The sequence below is a fragment of the Actinoplanes sp. NPDC051470 genome (assembly GCF_040682035.1).
GTDB lineage: Bacteria > Actinomycetota > Actinomycetes > Mycobacteriales > Micromonosporaceae > Actinoplanes.
Genome location: NZ_JBFBAA010000020.1, coordinates 74,046 through 96,044 on the forward strand (window position 1 = coordinate 74,046; position 21,999 = coordinate 96,044).

The window sequence follows — 21,999 nt, forward strand, 5'->3', positions numbered from 1 at the left end:
ACGGCTGCCCGACAGTTCCCGCAGCTCCGAATTCCGTCACAGAGCGGAGTCGGATTCACCCGGACGTGAAAAGGTCACCCCTCGGGTGGCTGCTCTCCACCCGGGACTGACGGACGGAGTCGGCGATGTCCTTCTCGGACGAGTTGCACCGCGAACTGATCCACCTGAAGCGCGGCCGCGCCCTGCAGGACCCCGAGCTGGCCCGGCGGCTCGGCCCGCTGCTGCGCGAACTGAGCGGCGCGACCGGTGGCGACTCGGCCAAGATCCGCCAACGGGTACGCGGCTGGCTCACCGAACTGGCCGAAGACATGCCCCCCGACCTGCGACGGGCCGCCGAAGAGGCGCTGGCCATGGCGAACGGGGCCAACAGCCAGCTGACCCAGCGCGTACGCGGCTATGCCGAAACCATGCACTGCAGCGAGCGAACCGCGCGCCGCCGCGTGGACGAGGCGATCACGCTGCTCGTCCGGGCCGTCCGCGACCGGCACGACCCCGACGCGGTGACCGACCCCGGCTCCGGCTGGCGGGTGCGGGCCTTTGAGTCCCTGCTGCGCCTGGACACCCCGACCCCCGAGCTCTACGAGACCCGCACCATCGTGGCCGAACGCGAACTCGACCAGATCGAGATCAAACTGGACCTGCCACCGACCGGCCCCGAACCGGACGACCTGCCGCCGCTGGCCATCGACATGATCTACGGCGCCCGGCTGACCGGTGTCGAGGTGCACGACGCGGGCCGGCACTACCGCCTGACCATCACCCTGCCCCGGCGGCTGGTCCTCGACGAGCAGCTGCGCTTCTGCCTGCACTACCGGGTGCCGGCCGGCCGGCGCATCCGCGACCACTGCGCGATCGTGCCGCTCGACCCCTGCGACCAGGGGCAGATCCGAGTACGTTTCGGCGCCCCGCCGGCGGCCGCCTGGAAGGTGTCCGGCGTGCCGCCGCGACAGATGGACCGGTGCACCACCGAGCCGGGACCGGACCGCCTCCAACCGGACGGGGCGGGCGAAGTGGCGGCGCTGTTCCGCAACCTGCGCCAGGGCCACGGCTATGGCGTCGCCTGGCAGCGTTGACCCGACCGCCTGTGGATAACGCGCGAGAACGTCATATTCGCGCGCTACATTCTCGCCCACCCAGAGGGGTGGGGGCGGTGGCGGTGCGCGCGCGTTTCGAAGATCAACATTGTCGGTGTCAGCCTTCTGACTGACGGCGCGGCCGGGCTCGGGACGACCGCGCTCGGGCTCGGGACGACCGGGCTCGGCACGACCGGGCCCGGCACGACCTGGCTTACGAGCGGCGGTCGCCGATGATGGCCATGACGGTCGTGACCAGGCGGTTCACGGTGGCGGCGTTGGCCAGGGCGCCGGAGACGCCGCCCAGGGGGTCGGCCACGGCGTGCGGGGCGCGGTTCAGGACGCTGGTGAAGGCGCCGCCGAAGACCGCTCGGACGACCTCGACCACGACCTCCTCGGCCCGGTCGCCGCGGGTCAGGCGCTCGTCGATGGCCCGGACCGCGTTGGACGCCAGCTCCAGCAGCTCGTCGTCGATGGAGCCGTCGGGGTCGCCCAGCGGCAGCGGCTTGACGATCGCGCCGGTCACCTCGCCGACCGGCGCCACCGCGACCGGCGCCTGCTTCACGCCCAGGGGGCGCTCGATGTAGGACTCGAACCAGGACGGGCGTCCGCGCATGACGGTCAGCACGGTCTCGACCTCGCGGGCGACCACGCCGGGATCGCTGCCCGCCCAGTCGCCGGTGCGCAGGCCACGCCGGTGTGACCAGGACTCCAGCGGCCACACCTCGGAGCCGGCGGTGGCGTCCACGCCGACCCAGACCAGCATCTCGGTGGCCAGCGAGATCAGCCACGGGTCGTGCCCGAGGCCCGCGGCGACCCACTGCGGCAGCCGGGGGCGTTGCAGCGCGCCACGCCGGCCGCGCTGGCGCCGGTGGCCGTTCACGGTGGCCGCGTTCAGGCGGCCGGTGACCCACGCCTCCAGGTTGAACACGGGGCGGCGAGCATTGGTGAGCAGGTCGTCGACCACCGACTCGACGTCGTCGTGGAAGCGGTCCAGGCACTCGTCGGCGAGGCGCTCCACCCCGGAGGCGCAGTGCGGGTGGCCGCGGGTCAGCTCGACGCGGCGGGTGACGCGGGCGAAGACGATCGGCCAGACGATGGCGTACGCGGCGCCGGACAGCCGTACCCGCTCGGCGCCGCCGGCGACCGCCACCACGTCGGCCAGGCGGCCTTCGCGGGCGAGCTCGCGTACCACCTTGACCGGTGCTTCGCCGCCCTCCGGAACGACCGTCGACGGGGCGGAACGGGAGGCGTAGACGCCTCCGGGCGAGGAGTTCCTCGGCCGGCGCACCGACCGGATCACGGCCTCGTCCAGGCGGACCGTCGTCGCGCTCGAAAAGCCCACCGGGGCTCCTTTCGATCATCCTGCGGGGGGACGGCCGCGGAGCGGACTCCGTACGCCGTTGGTTGAAGCTTTGCCGAGACGGCCACCGAGCGCGAGGGTCCGGGCACGGGTTGCACCGGTTGGTGGCCCTATTCGACACCTTCATCCGACGGGCGCGCGGATGATCGTCGAGGAGGGACGGTGATGTCCGGATGGTGATCGTGAGCCGAACGGCGGATGGCCCATCCGTCAGTGATCATCGTCGATCCGGCGGACGTTTTCGATCAGGGTCCCGATCAAGGGCGGACGAACGGTTGCGCCGTGACGCTCAGGACGAGGCGTGGTACGCCGCCAGGCCGGCCAGGTGGTCGGTGGTGATCAGTTCGGGGTCGTCGGTCCGCGGGGTGCACCCGGCGATCCGCAGCAGCTGGATGATCTGGGCCTTGCCCAGGCGCTGACTGCCCTCGTCGGCGGTGATCCGGATGGTCTGGCGGCCGGCCAGGTCGCCGATCGGGCGGACCGGGCCCAGCTCGACCACGATCGTGCGGTCCGGTTGCCGGGCCATGGCCATGCCCGCCCGGAACAGCACGTCACGCTCGGCGCCGTCGCCGGGGGTCAGGACGACGATCGCGGCCTGGTTCTCGACGAAGGCCTGGTCGAGGATCTGACCGGCGTACGGCATGGTCACACCGGTCTTGCGGGACAGCTCGTCCCAGTCGAGCGGGCGCAGGTCGAGGTCGGTGAGCAGCGCGCCGACCGCCTGCCGGGCCTGCTCGTCGGCGCCGTGGATGAGGAAGACGTCGCGGCGGCGCGGGGGCGGCTCGGTCTGGGGTCCGGGGGTCGCGGGCCGCGCGCCGCCCAGCCACAGCCACGCGTCGCGGCTGAAGTCCTTGACCCGCACCGGGACCCGGGTGAAGTGGGCCGGCTCCACGCCCTCATGGCCGGCGACCACGACATCGTCATGCAGCCGGTCGGAGATCAGCGCGACCAGGTCGGCGGCGGCGTGCTCCTCGACCGCGGCGCGCAGCGGGGCGCTGTCGAGCAGCCGGCCGGCCTCGATGATCGTGTTGCCGCTGAAGCCGATGGCCGCCCGCGCGAACGGGCCCTCCACCACAGACAGCCGCACCCGGATGCGGTCGCCGGGATGGGCCGCGTTGTCGGCGACGATCTCGCTCCGCCAGCCGCCGAGCAGGCCGGGCAGCACCCGATGGGCCTCGAGCCGGGCCGGCAGCACCACCATCATGCCGTCGCCGGCGTCCTGCCGGTCGGTCTCGGGCAGCGCCACCTCGATGCGGTCGAGCACCCGCCCGGCCACGTCGGCCAGCCGCCTTTGCACGGCGTGCTGCTGGGGCACGGTCCGCGAGCTGTAGCCGACGACGTCGACGCCGAACGCCAGCCGCTGCTCGACCCGCCCGAGGTCGGCCGTCGGCTCGTCGGTGCTCCAGCCCGCGCCCGTGAAGGGTTTCCGCGCGGCCGGCCGGGGCTCGGCCGGCGGCCACGGGCTCGCGCTGATCGCCCGCATCCGGCCGGCCCGCTCGAGGGTCGTCTCCAGCACCGTGACCTGGTCGGACAGCTCCTGCGCGAGCCACTTGGCCAGCGCGTCGTCGGTCGGCAGGGGTCCGCCGGGCATCGCCGCGTCCATGTTGTCCCGGGCGATCTCGACGCTGTGCCGCATCCGCTTCACGGCCGCCAGCGACGCGATCAGGTCGGCCTCGTCGGCCGCCACCTCGGCCAGGTCAGGCCGGGGCTCGTCGAGACTTCGATCAAGACGTTCGCGTACGGACGAGAGCACGCGAGCGTCCCCCAGCACGCGGGCGTGGTACCGCACCTTGGCCGCGTGCATCAGGTAGCGCCCGAGCGGTGGCAGCGCGGTGCCGCCGTTGCTCCAGGTGAACCGGCTGAGCCGGGAGTCCTCGTCGGGCCGGGCCACCACCACCAGCCGGCGGCCGGCCCGGTCGCCGCCCGCGGTCGCCTCCCACACCGCGAAGTCGTCCAGCTCGGACCGCCGCGTCCACCACCCGATGCCGTCGTCGTCGCGGGCGGGCAGCCCGCCCGGCAGGTCGGCCAGGCCGGGCCGGCGGGCCTTGGCCTGGTGGATCGCCACGACGCCGAGCAACGCCCCGGTGCCGGTCGAGGTCAGGCCGGCCCACCAGCGACCGAACTCGGGCCAGCCGGGCGGCGCCACCGTCCCCAGCCCGAACCGGCGCCGGCGGGGCGGGTCGACGGGCGTGGCCATCACCAGCGACAGGTTGAGAACGTCGTGCTCACGGCGTACCACAGCCTGGAAGTTGATCTCTGGATCCTGAAGGCCGGCCACGGCGCCGTCAGCCAGGTCGGCGAACCCGGCCGGGAGCTCGCCGGGCAGATTTGCGCCCAGGATCGGCTGGGTCATCCCCAGCTGGGTCCGGCAGTTGTCCCACAGCGCGCGGACCTGCCGCTCGGCCGTCGCGGCGGCGGGACCGTCGAGCGGGGCGAACACGTGGGCGACGAACTCCTGCTCAACGACTCGGCCGGCCATCGTCATCCTTGGGCTGGTCGCGGCTCAGCGAGTGGACGAGGGTGTTGCGGCGCTCGAGCACCGGCTCGGGAATGCCGCCGGTCTCGGTGCCGCCGATCCGCAGGGCCCGGGTCGGACCGCTGAGCTCCAGGTCGGCCACGGCGTCGCGCAGTTCCTCGGGGTCGCCGGCGGCCAGCGCGTCGGCGAGCCGCCCGAGGATCAGCGTCACCTGTTCCCAGCGCTGAGGCGTCAGCTTCCAGAGCACGATGTCGCGCAGCACGTCGAGGGCGTCGTCGACGGTCTCCCGATCAAGACCTGCTCGGTTGTCCATACCGCTATCTGACGGACCGGCGCCGCGGTCACCCGTTCGAGCTGGTCACCGCGGATACGATCGGCCGCATGCCCAACCCTCGCGACGTCTTCGTGATCCACGGCCGGGACTCCGAGGCGCGCCGCGCGCTGTGGACGTTCCTGCGGGCGATCGACCTGCACCCGCTCGACTGGGAGGAGATCGTGCGCAAGACCGGGTGCACGGTCCCGTACACCGGCGAGGTGTTGCGCGAGGCGTTCCAGCAGAACCAGGCGGCGATCGTGCTGATGACGCCGGACGACGGCGCCTACCTGCACCCCGACCTGCGCGGGAACGGCGAGCCCCCGTACGAGGTCACCACCACCGGCCAGCCGCGGCCGAACGTGCTGCTGGAGGCCGGCATGGCCCTGGCCCTGCAGCCCGAGCGCACGCTGATCATCGAGATCGGCGCCCTGCGACCGGCGTCCGACATCGCCGGCCTGAACGTGATCCGGTTCAACGGCCGGGTGCAGAGCCTGCACAGCATCGCCAAGCGCCTGGAGGCGGCCGGGTGCGCCGTCAACACCGACGGCACCGACTGGCTCGACGTGTCCCGCTTCGAGAAGCTGGCCGCCTACACCCGGTCGTACCCGGCCCAGCTGTAGTCGGCGAGCTTGCTCGGGATGATCCAGAGCGTCCCCCGGAGGGTGACTCCGCCTTGGCCTTGGCCGTCCCACCCGGATCATCGGCGGCAACGGAACCACGGCCGCCGATGCGGCGCGGGCAGGCCGCGCAGTTCCATCCACCGCGCGTACGCGTTGACCGAGCCGCGCCGATCGAGCAGAGCATCGACCGCCGCGAGCGCGCCGGGCACACACGCCGCGCCGCCCAGCCAGGCGCGGACCGCCTCGTCGAGCTGCTCGTCCCGGTCGTGCCAGTCACTGATCACGACCGCCGCGGCGACCAGCGCCGGCGCCGGATCGCCGCGCAGCCGCTCGGTCACCGCGGCCAGGCAGGTCCGCCGCACGCCGGCCGGCAATACCATCACGATCGACGCCACCGTGGCCGGCACCGTGACCGCCAGCAGGGCCTGGACCAGCCGCTCACCGTGCGCCGCGACAACGCCGGGATGGACCTGACCCAGACTGTCCGCGAGCCAGCCGTCGTCGTGCCGGGTCATCGCGCCCAGCCGGGAGATCACGTCGCCCACCACCGTGTGCGCGGCCAGCAGGCGGGCCGTCAGGTCGGCCGGGCGCAGCCGCCCCGCCGCCACGAATGCCCCGATCAGGTCGAGGTCGGCGACGCACAACGTGCCGGCGTGCACCCGGTCGTCCAGGAAGTCGTCGGCCGGCGCCGGTTCGATCTCGACATCGTCCGGCGCGCCGAGCACGAAGACCCGGAGCTCGTCCGCCGTGGCCGGGACCCAGCGCCACAGGCACCGCCCCAAGGCCCGGAACCGGGACTCGTCGGCCGCGCGTCCGACCTGCTCGGCGACGATCGCGGCCCGCGTGGCGCCGTCCACGGAGGCCATCCGCGCGCCGAGCATCGCGGCGTCCAGCGCCCCGCACGGGTCCTTGACCCGCAGCTGCCGCCACCACGCGTCACCGCCGACCCGCGCGTCGATGGCCTTCTTCTCGATCCGATCGCCAAGGTGGGCGCGCAGCCGGTTCTCCAGGTCGGTGCCGCACGGCCAGTCCCGTGGCTCGTACCCCAGCTCGGGGTGCCGTGCCCAGAACCGCACGAAGTCGTCGGCCGCGGGCCCGATCTCGTCACACGACAGCGGAATCCTCTGACCCCCGGCACGCTCCAGCAGCTCGGCGAACGCGGTGCCCTCGGCCGTCCGCAGCGCCGCCAGAATCCCCACCGGCTTCTCCTCGGGCGGCTCGGTGACCTGCGAGTCCAGGAACTCGCACAGAAAGTCGATGCCGAACGTCATGGCGTGATCTGACGGACGCGCGCCGCCCGTCCGTCAGAACGCATCGATGGACGATCACGTGGAACACCGTGACGCGCGGCTGGCGCGCCGGGTCACGGCTGCCGCCGCGCGGATCCTCGCCGAGCCGGAGTTCGCCGGCTACCTCCATGACAACGAGCAGGTGAACTACGTGCTCGCCGATGCCGCGGGGAAGAGCCGCGAGATCACGGCCGACTACCGGAAGATGATGGGTACGTTGCGCCGGCGCACGTTGTTCGCCACAGCGACCGGCTCTGTCGTGACGCTCGGCGGCATCATCTTCGCCCTCACCACCGCCACCGAGGTCGCCACGGCCGCGCAGGGGAACGCAGCCGGACCATGGACTCTCGCGTTGATGGGCGCCCTCCTGCTGACCCCGCTCGTCTGGGTCGGCGCCGGACACACGCGCAAGCTGATCGCCGAGCGCCGGCACTGCGGCAAGGTGCTGGTGGACGAGATCAGGCCGGTGCTCCGCGACGCCATCGACAAGGCCGTCGAGGACCGACGGCCGCCTGTCCTCCGGATCACCTCCGCACCCGGCCTCGCCGCGGTCCCGAACCGGCTGCATCGAGTGACCCGGCCCGAGTTCCTCGGCGTCGACGCCCTGATGCGAGACTTCAACGCGACCTCGGTGATGATCAACGGCCCCCGGGGCGCCGGCAAGACGACCTTGCTGCACTTCCTGAACGAACGGGAAAGCCTGCCGCCGGACCTGGTCGTCTCCACCGCCGCGCCGTCGGCGTACGAGGCCAAAGATTTCATCGTGTTCCTGTTCAAGAAGCTGTGCGAAGGCGTGCTGGAGCACCCACGGGCGAACCAGCGGCTCCGCAAGCGCGCCCGGACCGAATTGCTCAGACTCACCTACCTGCAGAACCTCTCCGTGGACCGCGGCCTGGTGGTCAAGATGCAGGGGGCCGTCGACCTCGGCTGGAAGTCGATCAAGCAACTGCTCCAGCAGCCACCCGGGCTGCCGGAACTCGTCGAGCGGTACCGGCGCTTCGCCGAGACGATCGTGACGTGGCTGGCGGGCGGCCGGCTCGTCGTGATCGTGGACGAACTCGACCAGATGGAGGATCCGGCCGACGTCGCCCGCTTCGTCAACGAGATCAAGGGCATCTTCGGCGTCTCCGGATCCACCCACATCGTCTCCATCTCGGATGACGCGCTCACCCAGCTCGAGGGCCGCGCGAGCGGTGTGCGGTCCGCCTTGGACAGCGCGTTCGAGCACATGGCGCCGCTCGGCATCCTGACCCTCGACCAGTCGGCCGAGTTGCTCCGCCGGCGTGTCATCGGCTATCCGCTGGCGTTCACCGCGCTCGGCCACGCGCTGTCCGGCGGACTGCCGCGCCACCTGATCCGCGAGGCCCGCGCGCTCATCGTGGCGGCGAACGCGGGCGGTGACCGCGGCTTGGCCGCCCTGACCGAGCGTGCCGTCGGCCGCAAGCTCGGCGAGCTGCGCAAACGATTCCTGCCCCTGATGACGCCGCTGACCGACGACCCGCCATCCCGCATCCTGCTGGATCACGGCGAGTCCCTGCTCCGGAACCCGTCCGACGACCCGGAGACATGCCTGCTGCTCGGCGTCGAGCTGCGCTTCCACGGCACCGTCCTGCAGATCTTCGGCCGGCCGCCCCAGCCCGGCCATCCCACGCATCCCCGGCTGGCTTACGCCGCCGGGGAACTGGCCGCCATCCGCAGCATCCTGCCGGCCCACGCCAAGGTCGCACGGGACCAGCTGACCGCCCTGCGTACCGAACTCGACCTGGTCTGAGTCACGGCTGTCCGTCAGGGATCGGCATGGAGTATCGGGAAGCGTACGAGTCGGCGCCGGCCGGGAGTCCCGCCGCGGCGCGGGCCGCCTGGGCGCTCGGGCGGGAGTTGGCGGAGCGGTACTTCAAGCGGGACGGCTCGGAGGCGGACCGGGACGAGGCGGTCGAGTTGCTGGACGAGGCGCTCGGGGTGCCGCTGGAGCGGCCGTCGGTCGTGCATGTCGGGCTCGCCCTGCTGCTGTTCTTCCGGGTGATGCCGATGCGGCCCGGTCCGGACGCGCAGGGCGAGGGCTCGATGGCGCTGGCCGGGGCGTTGATGAGTGGCGCCCTGAACGATCCGCGGCTGTTCCCGGACCGGGATCGGGCGCTGGCCCACCTGCGCTGGGTGCTTCGGCACGAGCCGGCGGACTCCGAGGTCGTCCCGTACGCGGAAGCCCTGGTCGCGATGCTCGGACTGGTCGGCGCGGGCAACCCGCTGGCCATGATCGCGGCGCTGGCGTCGGTGGCGCCGCGGGTGGCCGGCGGGCTGGCGCCGATGGCCGACCTGCTCACCGGGGTCGCCGGGGAACGGCCGCCGGAGGTGTTGCTGCCGGCCTTCGACCGCGTGCTCGACCAGTTGCCGGCCGGGCACCGGCTGCGGCCGATCATCCTGGCCGAGGCGGGCGCGCTGCTGGCCCGGCGCGGGCATGTGGACGGGCTGCCGGATCAGCTCGCGGGCCTGGCCGGCGCCTGGCGGACCGCGCTGGCCCAGGTGCGCGACGACGACCCGGGCCGGGAGACGACGATCCGCCGGCTGACCGGGATGTTGCTGACCGCCACCGCCTACACCGGCGACCCGGACGGGGTCGCCGACATCGTGGCGACCGCCGACCGCCTGGTGGCCGAGGGCGGCGGACGTGAGCGTTTCCTCCGCGGGATGGCGCTCACGCTGCGCGGACGGCTGAACCGTGACCCGGCCGACCTGCGCGCCGCCGTCGACGATCTGCGGGCCGCGCTGGCCACCGTGGACGCCGGCGACGACCTGCGCCCGGCGATGACCGGGATGCTCGGCGCGCTGCTCAACGACCGCTACCTCGACCAGGGTGTGATCGCCGACGCCGAGGCGGGGGCGGAGCTGCTGGCCGGCGGCGACCTGGACGCCGCGGGCCTGCTGTCGCGGGCGATCCTGGCCGTGCAGCGCCGCGACGCCGGCGAACTCGACGCCGTGATCGACGGCCTGGCCACCACCCAGCGGCCGGACGACTACCCGTGGCGCTCCCGCCTGGACGCCGCGCTGGGCCTGGCCCATCTGGCCCGGGCGTCCCGGCCGGGCGACGTCGAGACGGGTCTCTCGCTGCTGCGCCGGGCCGGCGACGAGTTGGCCGTGGAGATGACCGGCCGGCCGGCGCTGCGGGCGGCGGGGGCGGCCGCGGCGGTGCTGGACGGCATCGTCCGCGACGACGACCGGGCGGTGGCCGAGGCCGCGACCAGGCTGGACGAGATCGTCGGGGAGACGTCACCCGATCAGGTCGCGCTTCTCGCGCTGAGCGCCCAGATCCACTTCCTCCGGTACGAACGTGAGCCCTCCGCCGCCGACCTCGCCGGCGTGGTGGCCCGGTTCGAGCGGGCGGCCGCGGCGCTCGACGGCGTGTCCGCCCACCCGCTGGCCGCGCACGTGCACGCCCAGCGGTCGGAGGCCCTTCATCTCGCCGGCGAGACCGACGCGGCCGCGGCGAGCGGGCTGGCCGCCCTGCGCGCGTTCGGCGACGACGTGCTGCTCCAGACCGGCACCGCCCACGCGGTCGAGTCGGCCCGCCGGGCGGCCGGCTTCGCCCGCCGGATCGCCGACCGCTGCCTGGCCGCCGGCCGGCCGGAGCCGGCGTTCACCGCCCTGGAGCTGGGCCGCGGCCTGGTCCTGCACAGCGCCATGACCACCGCCTCGGTGCCGGCCCGGCTCCGGGCGGCCGGCCACGGCGAGCTGGCCGCCGAGTGGGAGTTGGCGCCGCCCGGTTCCGGGCAAGAACGAACGTTCTTTTTCGCTGGGGGTGAGCCGCGCCATCACACCGGCCTTGACCAGGGCGTCAACACGTCGGCCACCACCGGCCGCCACGGACGCGCCGACACACATGGTGCCGACGCGGTCGCGCACCTCGCCGGGGCCACGATCGTCGTGCCGTCCGATCTGCGGCCACGGGTGTTGTCCGTGCTGCGCGAGCGGTTCGGGGCGGGCGCCCTGGCCGCGGCGCCGAGTCCGGCCGAGGCCGGCGCGGCGGCCGGCGCCGATCTGCTGGTGTACCTGCTGGGCGGCCACGACGAGGTGCCGGGACGGTTGTTGACGGTCCGGCCCGACGGTGGGCTCGAGGTCGTGGCGGCGCCCGGGCTTCGCCTCGACCATCCGGCCCTGGTCGACTATCTGGCCGCGCATGACCGCCATTCCACCGATGTCCGCGACGGGACCTGGCGCGCATGCCTCGCGGCGGTGTGCGACTGGGCCTGGGAGGCCCTGATCGTTCCGCTGGGCGAGCCGGGGAGCGTGGTGCTGATCCCGCTCGACGCCCTGGCCTACGTCCCGTGGCACGCGGCGCGAACGGCCGGCCCGCGTTATGCCGTCGAGCGGTTCGCGTTCTCCTATGCCGCGTCGGTCCGGCAGCTCGCCGCGGTCACCCGGCGCCCACCGGCCACCGGCCAGGCGGTCCTGCTGGCGGATCGCACCAGCAGCCTGCCGGTGGCGCCCGAGGAGGTCGCGGCGGTGCGCGCGACCTCGTACCCGGAAGCTGTGGTCCTCGATCACGCCCGCCCCGGCGACCTGATGACCGCGGTGGCCGGGAATCCGGCCGTGCTGCATCTGGCCTGTCACGCCCGGACCGACCGCTCGGCGGATTGCTCGCACCTTGCCCTGGCCGGTGAGAGCCTGACGGTGGCCCGGATCCTGGCCGAGGGCGGGCCGGGCGGCCTGGTTGTGTTGTCCGCGTGTTCGAGCGACCTGACCGTGGCCGACCACGACGAGGCCCTGACCCTGGCCACGGCGTTCCTGGCGGCGGGCGCGACCAGTGTGGTCGGCTCGCGCTGGTCGGTCGACGACCGCACGACCGCCTGCCTGATGGTGATGTTCCACCACTACCGGACCGCGGAGAAGCTCGCCGACCGTGACGCCCTGCGGAAGGCCCAGCTCTGGATGGCGGACCGGGATCGGAAGGTGCCGGCGGCCCTGGAGTCGACGATGCCCACGCTGATGAAGGGATGTCGCACGGCGATGAGCGAGCCGTCGGCCTGGGCACCGTTCATCCACCAGGGCGGCGAGGGAAGGCACCTGGGCGGCTAGGGAAGGCACCAGGGCGGCTAGGGCAGGCGGCCGGTCGAGAGTAGTCCATTGAGGACGGTGTCGACGCCGTGCCGGCGGATGGCCGCGTGGACCAGGCGGAAGCCGCCGCCGTAGACCGGCTCCGGGTTGCGGGTCATCTGCTCGCGCAGCACTTCGGCCATCGCGGTGCCGCGGCGCTTCAGCCAGGCGTACGCGAAAAGCTCGCAGGTTCCCTCCTCGACCACGTCGTCGACCGTCGTGGCGCCGCGCAGCCCGAGCCAGGCGTGGCCGATCTCGTGCGCCACCGCGCGGCCGAAGTACAGCTCGGGCAGCCCGGCGACGACGCAGATCTCGACCACCCGCCGGCCGCCGGCCCCGCCGATCACCTGTTGCGTGGCGCCCAGCAGCATCCCGCTCGCCGGCCCGCCGACCAGGCCGGCCACCTCGTCGTACGGCACGATCCGCACCAGCACCCGCTCGGGCAGATCGAGTCCCATCGCGGCCATGTCGCGCCGGATCACCGGCAGGTGCTTGCGGGCCTGCTCCTGGGTGTTCACCGCGTCGGCGGCGCAGGTGGGACAGCGGTGCACCCCGTCAGCCAGGGCCAGCCAGCCGGCCGCCCGCGGGTCGGCGTCACCGCGCCCGCAGAACACGCACCGCACGGCCACCGGATGCGTCGCGCAGGTGACCTCGTCGTGCAGCGAGGTCCGCCACACGGTGGGCGTGCCGCCGCAGACCGTGCAGCGCGCCGAGGTCACCGGCGCACCATCTTCCCGGTGGCCGGGTCGCGCACCCACCCCTCGTGGCGCGGCTCGGGCACCGCGGTGGAGGCGGTCTTCACGAACGCCCGCCCGGTCAGCCGATGGTCGAAGTAGCGGCCCCAGTCCTGCGCGGTGGGCCGGTCGTTCGGGATGTGGCCGAGGGCGGCCCGCAGCATGATCTGGCCCTGGTGGTCGAGCGCGGCGTCGGCCCGGCCGGGGTCGACCGTGGTCGAGACCTGGTCGCCGGTGCTGAGGCAGCGCAGCACGAACAGCCCGTACTTGAAGCGGTCGGTGTAGACGGTCAGCCAGCGTTCCGGCGCCTCCCAGTCGGGCGCGTTGAGCTGGGCCACCACCGCGGCGCTGCCGGCCAGCCGGACGGCGTCGCAGTCGACCAGCATCACGGCCGCGTCCGGGTGCAGGCTGAACACCTCGTTCTTGGCGTTGAGGTCGCCGAAGACGAGCTTGTGCCGGTGCAGCAGGTGCAGCGCGGCGGCCAGGTCGCGGCAGAGGGCGAGCCGCTGATCGAGGGTCGGCACCGGCATCCCGACCACCCGGGCCCGGTCCGGCGGGATCAGCAGGTTCTGCACGTCGCGGGTGGACCGGGTGGCGGCGCCGGTGCCGGGCAGCACCCGGTCCTGCATGAAGGCGGGCGGGATCAGGTGCATGACCACGCCGCGGACGGTGCTGCCGTCCTCGACCACCCGCAGCGGCCAGATGGCGCGCCGGTCGAGCCGCGCCCGCTCGGCCGGATCGAGGTCGTTGCGCGCCTTGACCAGGCGGCGCAGTCCCTGCGGAGGTTGCTGGCCGGGCTTGTACTCCTTGTAGACCAGCGGGCCGGGGGCGTCGGGCAGGGACAGGGCGGGTGCGGCGTACACCACCGCCTGCCCGCCCTGCCCGAGTTTCGCCCCGAGCCCGCCGAGCCGGCCGACCGGCAGGGATTCGGAGGAGGCCGGGTTCATGGCACCCAGATCGCGACGGCCGTGCGGTCGTCGTCGTGCGAGCGCCGGGCGAAGTCGACCTGGCCGGCGAACGCGAGCGGCGCGGGCGGCGTACGCCAGGATTCGGCCAGGAACCGGCCCACCGGCCCGGACCCGTCCTGCAGCGGGTCGGCGATCCCGTCGCTCATCAGGACCAGCACGTCGCCCGGGCGGAGCAGCGCCTCCTGCGGCACCTCGTCGCGGCGCCGGCCGGGCAGTGCCCGGGTGATGCTCGAGGCCGGCCCGTCGCCGCTGTTCTTGATGTCGTGCAGCGACTTCCAGACCCGGCCGTCCCGCAGCACCCAGGCCGGCGAGTCACCGATCGCGAAGACGTGCGCGGGCAGCCCGCCGTCGACCGGTTGCAGGTCGACGACGCCGAACAGCGCGGTCGCGGCCATCGTGGCCGCCACCTCGCGGTAGGCGACCGCGGCGCCGTCCGGCACGTCCATGAAGGGCTGGGCGACGATGCAGATGCGCCGGCTGAGCTCCTCGATCAGGCCCGGCCAGTCCAGCCGGTCGGCCGGGGTGGTGTCGAGCATCCCGGCCAGGAGCTCGCAGCCCTGCCGGGTGATCAGCGACGCCGCCTTGTGCGACAACTCGCTGTTGGAGACGCCGTCGGCGACGGCGGCGACCAGGAAACGGCCCGATGGGGTACGCCGGAACGCGTAGTCGTCCTGGCGGACGGTCCCGGCGTACCGATGCCCGAGCCCGCGCACGCTGGCCGCCCGCACGTGCAGCAACGCCTGGCGGTTGGCGCCCTGGATCTCCACGCCGTCCAGCACGGTGTCGCGGCGGTCCCACTCTGCGGCGTCCGGCACCGCACGCACCTTGCGCGCGGCGTTGCCCGGGTCCCCCACCGAGTACGGCGTGAACGAGCCCTCCCACGGCCGGTCGGCCGCGATCGCCCGGAACAGCCCGGCCGGGTCGTCCCGATGGTCCACCACCCGGATGTCCACGGTCGGGTGGCTCGCGGTGAGCACCTCGCACTCGGCCTGCCAGTCGCCCCCCGGGTCGGTGTCGGTGACGACCATGAGCAGCGGCCGTTCGGCGCGGTCGCACCGCATGTTGTTGGCGAAGCGCCGGAACGCGTCGCCGTACGAACGGCCCGGCCCGGGCGCGGCCGGGATCGACTGGTAGAGGCCGAGGGTGTGCGAGTGCCAGCCCAGCTCGCCGATGTCCGGCGCGAAGGCCTTGGTGATGTCCTCGGCCGCGGCCGCCCGGTTGGGGCCTTCGGCCAGGTCGATGAGCAGGTAGAGGTTCCCGCTCATCAGACGAAGTCGTCCGCGTCGTACTGCTTGATGCCGGCCGGCAGGCTGCTCTTCGGCGGCAGGATCATGCCGGTGTTGCCGTCGGCCAGGCTGTACCCGGACTGGATCATGCTGGAGATGAGGATCTCGGCCATCGCGGTGATCGCCGAGGCCGGGTCGAAGCCCGCCTCCATCATGTAGAGGGCCATCATCTTGGTGCCCTGAGCGGGGTGGATCAACGAGCCCATCACCTTGACGTCGGCCTCGTCGACACCGCAGGGAATGAAGTTGGGGTACGCCTTCAGCGAGGTCAGCTCGCCGAACGCCTGCCGCCACGACGCCTCGGCGTCCAGCGGCTCGCCGTCGCTGATGAACCACACGGCCGGCCGGTGCACCAGGTACTGGTCGGCCTTGAGCTGGGCGACGTTCGCCTCCATCTCCTTGCGCAGCGTGGTGAACGCGGCGGTGAAGTTGGTGCCGCCGCGCGCGGCCAGGCCGGGCAGGCTGAGGTTGGGGTCGAGCAGGTCGCACAGCGGCAGCCGGACCTTGGCGTCGTCGGCGAAGTCGATCAGCCCGAAGCGCACCTTGTCGGAGAGGATCGGGTTCTCGGCCAGCGCGTCCACGATGGCCGGCAGGATGTTGTTGGCGGCCCTGAGCTTGTCGCCCTCCATCGAGAACGAGACGTCGACGACGAGATAGAACGGCAGCAGTTTCGCTCCGGCGTGTTCCATGGTTCCCCTCCTGGTCACGATCCCGCGGCGGGTGCCGCGGGGTGGGGCACCGCTCCCGGCGTCTGGCCGTTGAGCGGGAAGTTCTGGGTGGCCGCGGCGCCGCGGGTGTGCTGGCGGTACCAGCGGGCCAGTTCGTCCTCGGTGCGTTTCTCGGCCACCTGGCCCCAGACGTCGATCGAGCGCCGGGCGATCGCCTCGGACTTCTCGGCCAGCAGCTCGTGCGCGCGTTTGCCGGCCTCGGTCTGGAGTTCGAGGCGGTGCCGTTCGAGTTCCTCGCGGGCCTCGGCGGTCAGCGCGGCCAGCTGGTCGCGCTGCGCCCGGTAGGTGTCCTCCAGCGCCAGCGCGTGCGCCTCCCGCTTGGCGACCAGCAGGTCGTAGAGCGTCTGCTTGCGGCCGGAGAGCAGCTTGGCCAGCACCGGGAGCAGCTCGATGGCGGCGAACAGGGCGGCCAGGGCGAGGTGGGCCAGCCACATCGTGGGGTGTCCGTCGGAGAGCCGTTCGAGGGCTTCCAGGCGTACCAGAAGACCGGTGTTCTCCGCCTCGCTGCGGTCCAGGTCCTGCTGCGCCTGCTGCCGGTCGGCCTTGCGCTTCTCCAGGCGCGGCACCAGCGTCGTCAGCTCGGCGGCGGCGGCCTTCCGCGCGTTGGCCGCGCCACCACCGATCCGGGCGTCCGCGGCCGCGGTGATCCGGTCCCGCTCGGCGGTCGCCTTGCGCAGCTGGGTCTCGGCCCGGTCGGCCTCGGCCTTCGCCTCCCGGTAGGCCGGTCCCTTGCCCGCCTTGCCGGTGCAGATGCCGTCGGTGTCGCCGGTCAGCTCGCACTGCGCGTTGGCCGCCGCCTTGTCGTACACCGCCTGTGCCTTGTCCACCGCCGCCTGGGCCGCCTTGACGTCCGGGTCGGCGCTGACCCGGGGGCTGGACTGCCCGTTGGCCACCGGCTGGAGCTCGTCCACCTTGGCCTGGTCGGTCGCGATGTCGGCGAACCGGGCGTTCAGCTTCTCCTGGTTGGCCCGCAGGTTCTCGTTGTGGATGACCTGGAGCTCGTTGTTCAGCTCGGGCTCGAAGACGCGCAGCACCAGCGGCACCGAGATGACGGTGCCGATCAGCAGGGCCAGCCCGAGCCGGGGCAGCGCGGTCAGCAGGCCGCGCCAGAAGCCCTGCTGCTTGGACATGCTGATCACCAGCATCCGGTCGAGGCCGAGGATCAGCAGCCCCCAGAACACGCCCACCACCACGGCCGCGCCGATCGGCAGCTTGACCGCGGTCATCAGCGCGAACGTGGCCGAGAGCGAGGCCATCACGGCGGTGCCGACGAGCACCACGCCCATCGAGCTGTAGCGCGCGGCGTCGGCCGGCGACTCGCGCAGCACGGCCGGCTGGCCACCACCGAGCCATCCGAGCAACAGGCCGGGTGTGATCATGGCGTTCCCTTTCGCGGCAGGAAAAGGTCGGTCAGGTCGACCGGTTCCGGATCGCCGGGATCGAGGCCGGGCAGGGTGATCGGCGGCGTCGGCAGCGGGTGGTAGGTCGCCGGTGGCGTGGCCGGCGCGGTCACGCCGGTCAGCGGCGGCGGTTCGAAGTCGAGCGCCGGCACGTCGAGGGAGAGCACCGGGCTCAGGTCGGGCAGCACGAGCTCGACGACCGGCGGCGGGCCCAGCCGCGGCATGGGCACCGGCAGGTCGGCCCAGCCGGGCGGGTCGAAGACGAAGGCCGGCGGGCCGAGGGCCAGGCTCAGGTAGCGCCGCCACTCCCCCGCGGCCGGCCGGTCGTGCGGGTCCGGGGACAGCGCCCGGGTGAGCAGCGCCGTCCCGGCGTCGTCCAGCAGGCCCGGCACCGGGTCGCGGCGGGTCGAGGTCTGCGACCCCGGCGGCAGGACGCATCGGAGCACGAACAGGCCGAGCTTGTAGAGGTCGGTCGCCCGGTTGAGGGTCGTCCGGCCCAGCGGCTCCCAGTCCGGCGCGTTGAGCTGCAGGCCACCGGTGACCGCGCCGCGCGGCCGGACGGCGTCGCAGTCGACCAGCATCACGGTCGGGTCCGGGCCGAGCCGGAACAGCTCGTTCTTGGCGTTGATGTCCCCGAAGACCACGTCCATCGCCGGGCCGTGCAGGAAGTCCAGGGCGGCCGCGAAGTCCCGGCAGATCGTCAGGCGCTGCTCGCGGGTCACCTCGGGCATGCCGGTGCGGCGGCCGATCGCCGGGTCGACGAACAGGTGCTGCACCTCGCGGACGAGCTTCTTGGACGCGCCGGTGCCGGGCAGGGTCACCGGCTGGAAGTACGAGTCCGGGATGCGCGGCAGCACCACGCCCCGCAGGTCGGGCCCGTCGCAGACCAGGCGCACCGGCCAGGTGGCGATGGCGTCCAGCCGGGCCCGGTCGGCGCCGGTCAGCCCCTCACGCAGCTGCACCAGCCGGAGCATGTCGTGCGTCCGCGGCGCCCGGTCGTCCCGGTACTTCTTGTAGACCAGCGGCCCCGGGACGTCCGGGAGCCGCAGGCCGGGCAGGTCGTGGATGACCGCCTGGCCGCCGGCGCCCAGCCTGTCGCCGAGGTCGCTGTCGGCGACGTCCAGCTGCATCAGTGGCCGGTCCGGAGGCCGGTGGACAGCCCGGTCACCGCCGTGGTCAGCTCGCCGGTCCGGCGGGCCTGCTCGGCCAGCCGGGACAGGTCGGCGGTGAGCCGCGCGGCGCCACCGGTGAAGTGGTCCGGCCAGATCGTCCGCATGAACGGGCGGCACAGGTTCTCGTAGTCGCGCTCGTTGCGGTTGGTGCGGATCGCGGTGTTGAAGAACCGGTCGGCGGCCGCGGCGAGGGTACGGGTCATCAGCCGCGCCTCGTCCTTGAGCGCGGTCTCCAGCGCTGTGATGACCCGGTCCACCACCGCGCAGAGCTCGTCGTAGAGGCTCTCGATCGGCCCGTTCCCGGCCGGCGCGACCGGGACGACGCTGCCCTGGGACCGCACGCGGGAGCCGTCCGGGCGGATCACCCAGCCGCCGGGCTTGGCCTGTTGGACCGGCGGTGCGGCCTTTCGCGGCGGCGGCGTCCACGATGGAGGGTCGGCGGCCGGCGCCGGCCTCTGGTCCCAGTGGATGCCGCGGATGATCGGCTGGGTCACCCGCAGGACGACGCTGCCGTAGTCCTCCTTCAGGTCGCACAGCGACGTCAGGGCCCCGGCCAGGATGCGGGCCCGGCGCGATTCGGCCGTCGCGAGCAGTTCGGCCAGAGCATTCGGCCCCTGGGGTACGACCTCAGCGGTCAGCCGCGCCCGCAACGTCCCGGCGACCTCGTCCCACAGCCGCTGCACGGCCTCGTCCAGCGACGGGTCGATCCGCCCGAAGATTGTGGTGATCTCGGTCTTGGCCCGGTAGTACTCGTCCTGCTTGGTCTCCAGCTCGCCGTGCACGAACTGGCCGCGGACCTCCTCCAGCCACGCGGCGCGGTCGCCGTACCCGAGCCCGTCGCGCACCCACGCCCGGGCCTCGCCGACCGCCGTGCCGATCGCCTCGGTCAGCGAACCGTCGGCCGTGCCCGACGCGGTCTCGGCGTCGTACCGCTGCACCAGCCCGGCCAGGTCGACGGCCAGGTTGTTGCGGAGCTTCTCGGCCAGCGTGCGGAACTCGTCCTCCTGGTCCGGCAGCAGCATCTCCAGCTCACGGGCCCGCTTCAGCGCCGCCGTGGCGTACGCGGAGATCTCCCCGGCCACCTCGGCCGCGCCGCGCAGCGCCTCACCGACCACCGCCCGGTCCATCTCGGCCAGCCGCGCCGCCAGGTGCCGCAGCAGCGGGTTCAGCAGCCGGCCCAGCACCTCGCCACGGTCGGTCACGTCGGCGCCGAGCACCTCGATGCCGCGCTCGTCCTGGGTCTCCCGCACGCTCTGGAAGGTCTTCTCGAAGAACTTCCCGGCGGTGTCGGTGACCCGGTCGTGGTTGACGACGACCTTGTAGTAGTCGACCAGCGGCACGCCACCGCGGGCCGAGTCGGCCAGGGTCCGGGTGTACGAGTCCTCGGCCAGGTAGGCGGCCGACGTCGGCACCGCCCGCTTGACCATCAGCAGCAGGTCGATCTCGTTCTTCACCTGGCGCAGGAACTGCCGGTCGATGTCCAGCCCGGCCTCGCCCGCGCCGGGCAGGTCGATCAGGCCGAGGCGGGTGGCCGCGCCGGCCAGGAACGGCTGCTCGATCCGGACGCTGCGGACCGCGTGGTACGGCTGCACGCCGACCGGGTCACCGTCGTCCTTGCGCGGGTAGGCGACGTACGGCCGGAGCTCCGCGAACCCCACCGAGATCGACCGCTCGCCACCCAGCAGCAGCCGTTCGTAGCTGGCCAGCGACCGGTGCGCGGCGTCCAGTTTCCGCAGGTAGTCGTCGGCTCCCGCGCCGGCGGCCTCGGCACTGCCGGCGGCCGGGTAGCGGTGGCGCCGGAACTCGTCCACGTCCCGTGGCGCCGGCCCGAGCTTCGCCAGCTCGTGCAGCGGGGCGAGGTATTCGTCGCGGAACGACTCCCAGGTGTGCAGCAGCAGGGTGGCGCGGGGCGCGCCCGAGGTGTGGTAGATGCTGCTGGCCGAGGCGGTGGTCGGCTGGAACTCGGTGGACGGGACCACGGTGTCGGGCAGGTTGGTGATCGTCCGCAGCAGGGTGCTCTTGCCGACCTTGGTGCTGCCGATGACGCCGATGTTGACCGTCTCCCGGCGTACCCGGGCCACCGCCGCGTCGACCTGACGCCCGACGTCCCCGGCCCGCTTCCGCAGGGCGCCCGGCCGCGTCCTCAGCTCGCCGAACCCCTTGCGCACCTCGGCGTCGGCCCCTTCCTGCTGAGCCGTCCGGTCGGCGGCGGCCACCATCGCCGCGAGATCGTCGAGCCCCGCGACGGTCGCCGCCCACCCGTCGTGCAGCTGCTCGACGAAGGACCGCTGACTCCGCCGCCCGGCGAGCGCCTCGTTGATCCGGTCGTGAATCTCGGTCTCGATCACTGGTTCGTCGGCCACGCCCCTCTCTGACGGACAGCTCGCCCCTCGTCCGTCAGACCTTCAACGTGAACAAGAGTCAGAGAGCCGCGTTGTTCGTCTTCCTCAGCCTGTTGGTCACCCTCGTGGGTGGCGCGATCCTCTATTTCGGGTACGCCGGGAGCTTCGCCACCGCCGTCCCCTCCTGGTCGGCTGCGTCCTGGCGGCCTTCCTGATGATCCTGGCCGCCGCCCGCACGACCAGCCGCTACCGCCGCAGCCGCATGCTCGCCGACCGCCACCAGGTCCCGCCCGGCAAACTCCTGCACGCGCTCGACCTGCGCCAGTGGCTGACCCTGCTGGTCGGCATCACGGTCGTGGCGATCACCTTGGGCGCCTTCACCGGCGTACGCGTGCTGGCCCTGAGCGCCACCACCACCCCCGTACCCGAGCCGTCCTTCTCCCTTTCCCCCTCGCCGTCCCCCTCCCCCGCCCCGTCGGAGACCCCCACCGAGCCGGAACCGTCCTCCGACCTCCCGTCCGACCTCCCGTCCGAGCCCACGGACCCGCCGGCCTCGGACATCCCCGTCCCCGAGGCGACGAAGTACCTGGACACCGAGGAGACGACGGAGGGCTACCGCGACCCGAAGCCGGTCACCTTCGCCGCCAAGCGCTTCGGCCGGGGCATCGTCTTCGGCTGCGACGACGTCACCAACAGCATCCTGCAGTGGAACGTGGCCGGCATGACCAGCTTCAGCACCACGGCCGGCATCGACGACGCCACCGGGAACAGCTTCGGCAAGACCGTCGAGTTCACCTTCTACGACCAGGACGGCCGCAAGCTGGCCAAGCCCGTCAACGTCTCGGTGGGTCACCCGAAAGAGGTCAAGCTCGCCCTCACCAACGTGGTGAGCCTCCGCATGACCTGCGCCACCCGAGACACCAAGACCAACGAGGAGCGCGAAACCACCGGCGCTCTCGGCGACCCGACCGTCGCCTCCGAGTGACCGGGCGGTCCGGTGGCGATCGGTTCGGCGCAAGTCGTTGATCCGACAATTCGTCGGCCGATCAGCCATCGATTCCTGACTGGAAGGAGTTTGTCCGGGATATCGACGCGGGGATAGCGTCTGCCTACCGGCCGAAGTAGACAGGGCGGAATTGCTTAT

General features: G+C 73.0%; 17 protein-coding genes. 6 read left to right on the forward strand and 11 right to left on the reverse strand.

Annotated elements, in window-relative coordinates; translation table 11 throughout:
- Positions 1–125 precede the first annotated feature (125 nt).
- Entirely contained in the window at positions 126–1,073 is a 948-nt protein-coding gene (locus tag AB0M54_RS30430; protein WP_364475092.1) for a hypothetical protein, read from the forward strand.
- 214 nt (positions 1,074–1,287) lie between these two features.
- On the opposite strand, the gene AB0M54_RS30435 is transcribed toward AB0M54_RS30430, so the two are convergent.
- The 3 genes from AB0M54_RS30435 to AB0M54_RS30445 all read right to left on the reverse strand — a co-directional run bounded on the left by AB0M54_RS30435 (position 1,288) and on the right by AB0M54_RS30445 (position 5,225).
- Entirely contained in the window at positions 1,288–2,418 is a 1,131-nt protein-coding gene (locus tag AB0M54_RS30435; protein ID WP_364329105.1) for a hypothetical protein, read from the reverse strand.
- Between the two features lie 307 nt (positions 2,419–2,725).
- Complete coding sequence (locus AB0M54_RS30440) at positions 2,726–4,915, reverse strand: CATRA conflict system CASPASE/TPR repeat-associated protein (protein WP_364475094.1); 2,190 nt, start codon at positions 4,913–4,915, stop codon at positions 2,726–2,728.
- Complete coding sequence (locus AB0M54_RS30445) at positions 4,896–5,225, reverse strand: CATRA system-associated protein (RefSeq protein ID WP_364475096.1); 330 nt, start codon at positions 5,223–5,225, stop codon at positions 4,896–4,898. The genes AB0M54_RS30440 and AB0M54_RS30445 overlap by 20 nt, the downstream gene beginning before the upstream one ends.
- A 68-nt stretch (positions 5,226–5,293) precedes the next feature.
- Between AB0M54_RS30445 and AB0M54_RS30450 the strand changes: the two genes are divergently transcribed.
- A complete protein-coding gene (locus AB0M54_RS30450) occupies positions 5,294–5,848 on the forward strand; it encodes a nucleotide-binding protein (protein WP_364475098.1) in 555 nt (184 codons plus the stop codon).
- Between the two features lie 77 nt (positions 5,849–5,925).
- Here AB0M54_RS30450 and AB0M54_RS30455 read toward each other — a convergent pair whose 3' ends face one another.
- Positions 5,926–7,119, reverse strand: a complete 1,194-nt coding sequence (locus tag AB0M54_RS30455) for a hypothetical protein (RefSeq protein WP_364475100.1) — start codon at positions 7,117–7,119, stop codon at positions 5,926–5,928.
- Positions 7,120–7,165: 46 nt separating this feature from the next.
- Between AB0M54_RS30455 and AB0M54_RS30460 the strand changes: the two genes are divergently transcribed.
- Complete coding sequence (locus AB0M54_RS30460) at positions 7,166–8,908, forward strand: P-loop NTPase fold protein (RefSeq protein WP_364475102.1); 1,743 nt, start codon at positions 7,166–7,168, stop codon at positions 8,906–8,908.
- A 26-nt stretch (positions 8,909–8,934) separates the two neighbouring features.
- Complete coding sequence (locus AB0M54_RS30465; RefSeq protein ID WP_364475104.1) at positions 8,935–12,207, forward strand: CHAT domain-containing protein; 3,273 nt, start codon at positions 8,935–8,937, stop codon at positions 12,205–12,207.
- 17 nt (positions 12,208–12,224) lie between these two features.
- On the opposite strand, the gene AB0M54_RS30470 is transcribed toward AB0M54_RS30465, so the two are convergent.
- The 7 genes from AB0M54_RS30470 to AB0M54_RS30500 are packed head-to-tail and all read right to left on the reverse strand — an operon-like array spanning position 12,225 to position 20,876.
- Positions 12,225–12,944, reverse strand: coding sequence for a protein DA1 (locus AB0M54_RS30470; RefSeq protein WP_364329126.1), 720 nt, complete (start codon positions 12,942–12,944; stop codon positions 12,225–12,227).
- Entirely contained in the window at positions 12,941–13,906 is a 966-nt protein-coding gene (locus tag AB0M54_RS30475; RefSeq protein ID WP_364475106.1) for a hypothetical protein, read from the reverse strand. Before AB0M54_RS30475 ends, AB0M54_RS30470 begins: the two co-directional genes overlap by 4 nt.
- Entirely contained in the window at positions 13,903–15,192 is a 1,290-nt protein-coding gene (locus tag AB0M54_RS30480; RefSeq protein WP_364475108.1) for a protein phosphatase 2C domain-containing protein, read from the reverse strand. The genes AB0M54_RS30475 and AB0M54_RS30480 overlap by 4 nt, the downstream gene beginning before the upstream one ends.
- The gene (locus AB0M54_RS30485) at positions 15,192–15,902 is read right to left on the reverse strand and encodes a VWA domain-containing protein (protein WP_364475110.1); all 711 of its coding nucleotides are present in this window, start codon (positions 15,900–15,902) and stop codon (positions 15,192–15,194) included. Before AB0M54_RS30485 ends, AB0M54_RS30480 begins: the two co-directional genes overlap by 1 nt.
- 14 nt (positions 15,903–15,916) lie before the next feature.
- Positions 15,917–17,320 (reverse strand): DUF4407 domain-containing protein, encoded by a 1,404-nt coding sequence (locus AB0M54_RS30490; protein WP_364475112.1) that lies wholly within the window; start codon positions 17,318–17,320, stop codon positions 15,917–15,919.
- On the reverse strand, positions 17,317–18,471 hold the full coding sequence (locus AB0M54_RS30495) for a hypothetical protein (RefSeq protein WP_364329141.1): 1,155 nt from the start codon (positions 18,469–18,471) through the stop codon (positions 17,317–17,319). The genes AB0M54_RS30490 and AB0M54_RS30495 overlap by 4 nt, the downstream gene beginning before the upstream one ends.
- Complete coding sequence (locus AB0M54_RS30500; protein WP_364475114.1) at positions 18,471–20,876, reverse strand: hypothetical protein; 2,406 nt, start codon at positions 20,874–20,876, stop codon at positions 18,471–18,473. Before AB0M54_RS30500 ends, AB0M54_RS30495 begins: the two co-directional genes overlap by 1 nt.
- A 47-nt stretch (positions 20,877–20,923) precedes the next feature.
- Between AB0M54_RS30500 and AB0M54_RS30505 the strand changes: the two genes are divergently transcribed.
- Positions 20,924–21,070, forward strand: coding sequence for a hypothetical protein (locus AB0M54_RS30505; RefSeq protein WP_364475116.1), 147 nt, complete (start codon positions 20,924–20,926; stop codon positions 21,068–21,070).
- The gene (locus AB0M54_RS30510) at positions 21,070–21,840 is read left to right on the forward strand and encodes an NPCBM/NEW2 domain-containing protein (RefSeq protein WP_364475118.1); all 771 of its coding nucleotides are present in this window, start codon (positions 21,070–21,072) and stop codon (positions 21,838–21,840) included. The genes AB0M54_RS30505 and AB0M54_RS30510 overlap by 1 nt, the downstream gene beginning before the upstream one ends.
- Positions 21,841–21,999: the final 159 nt, after the last annotated feature.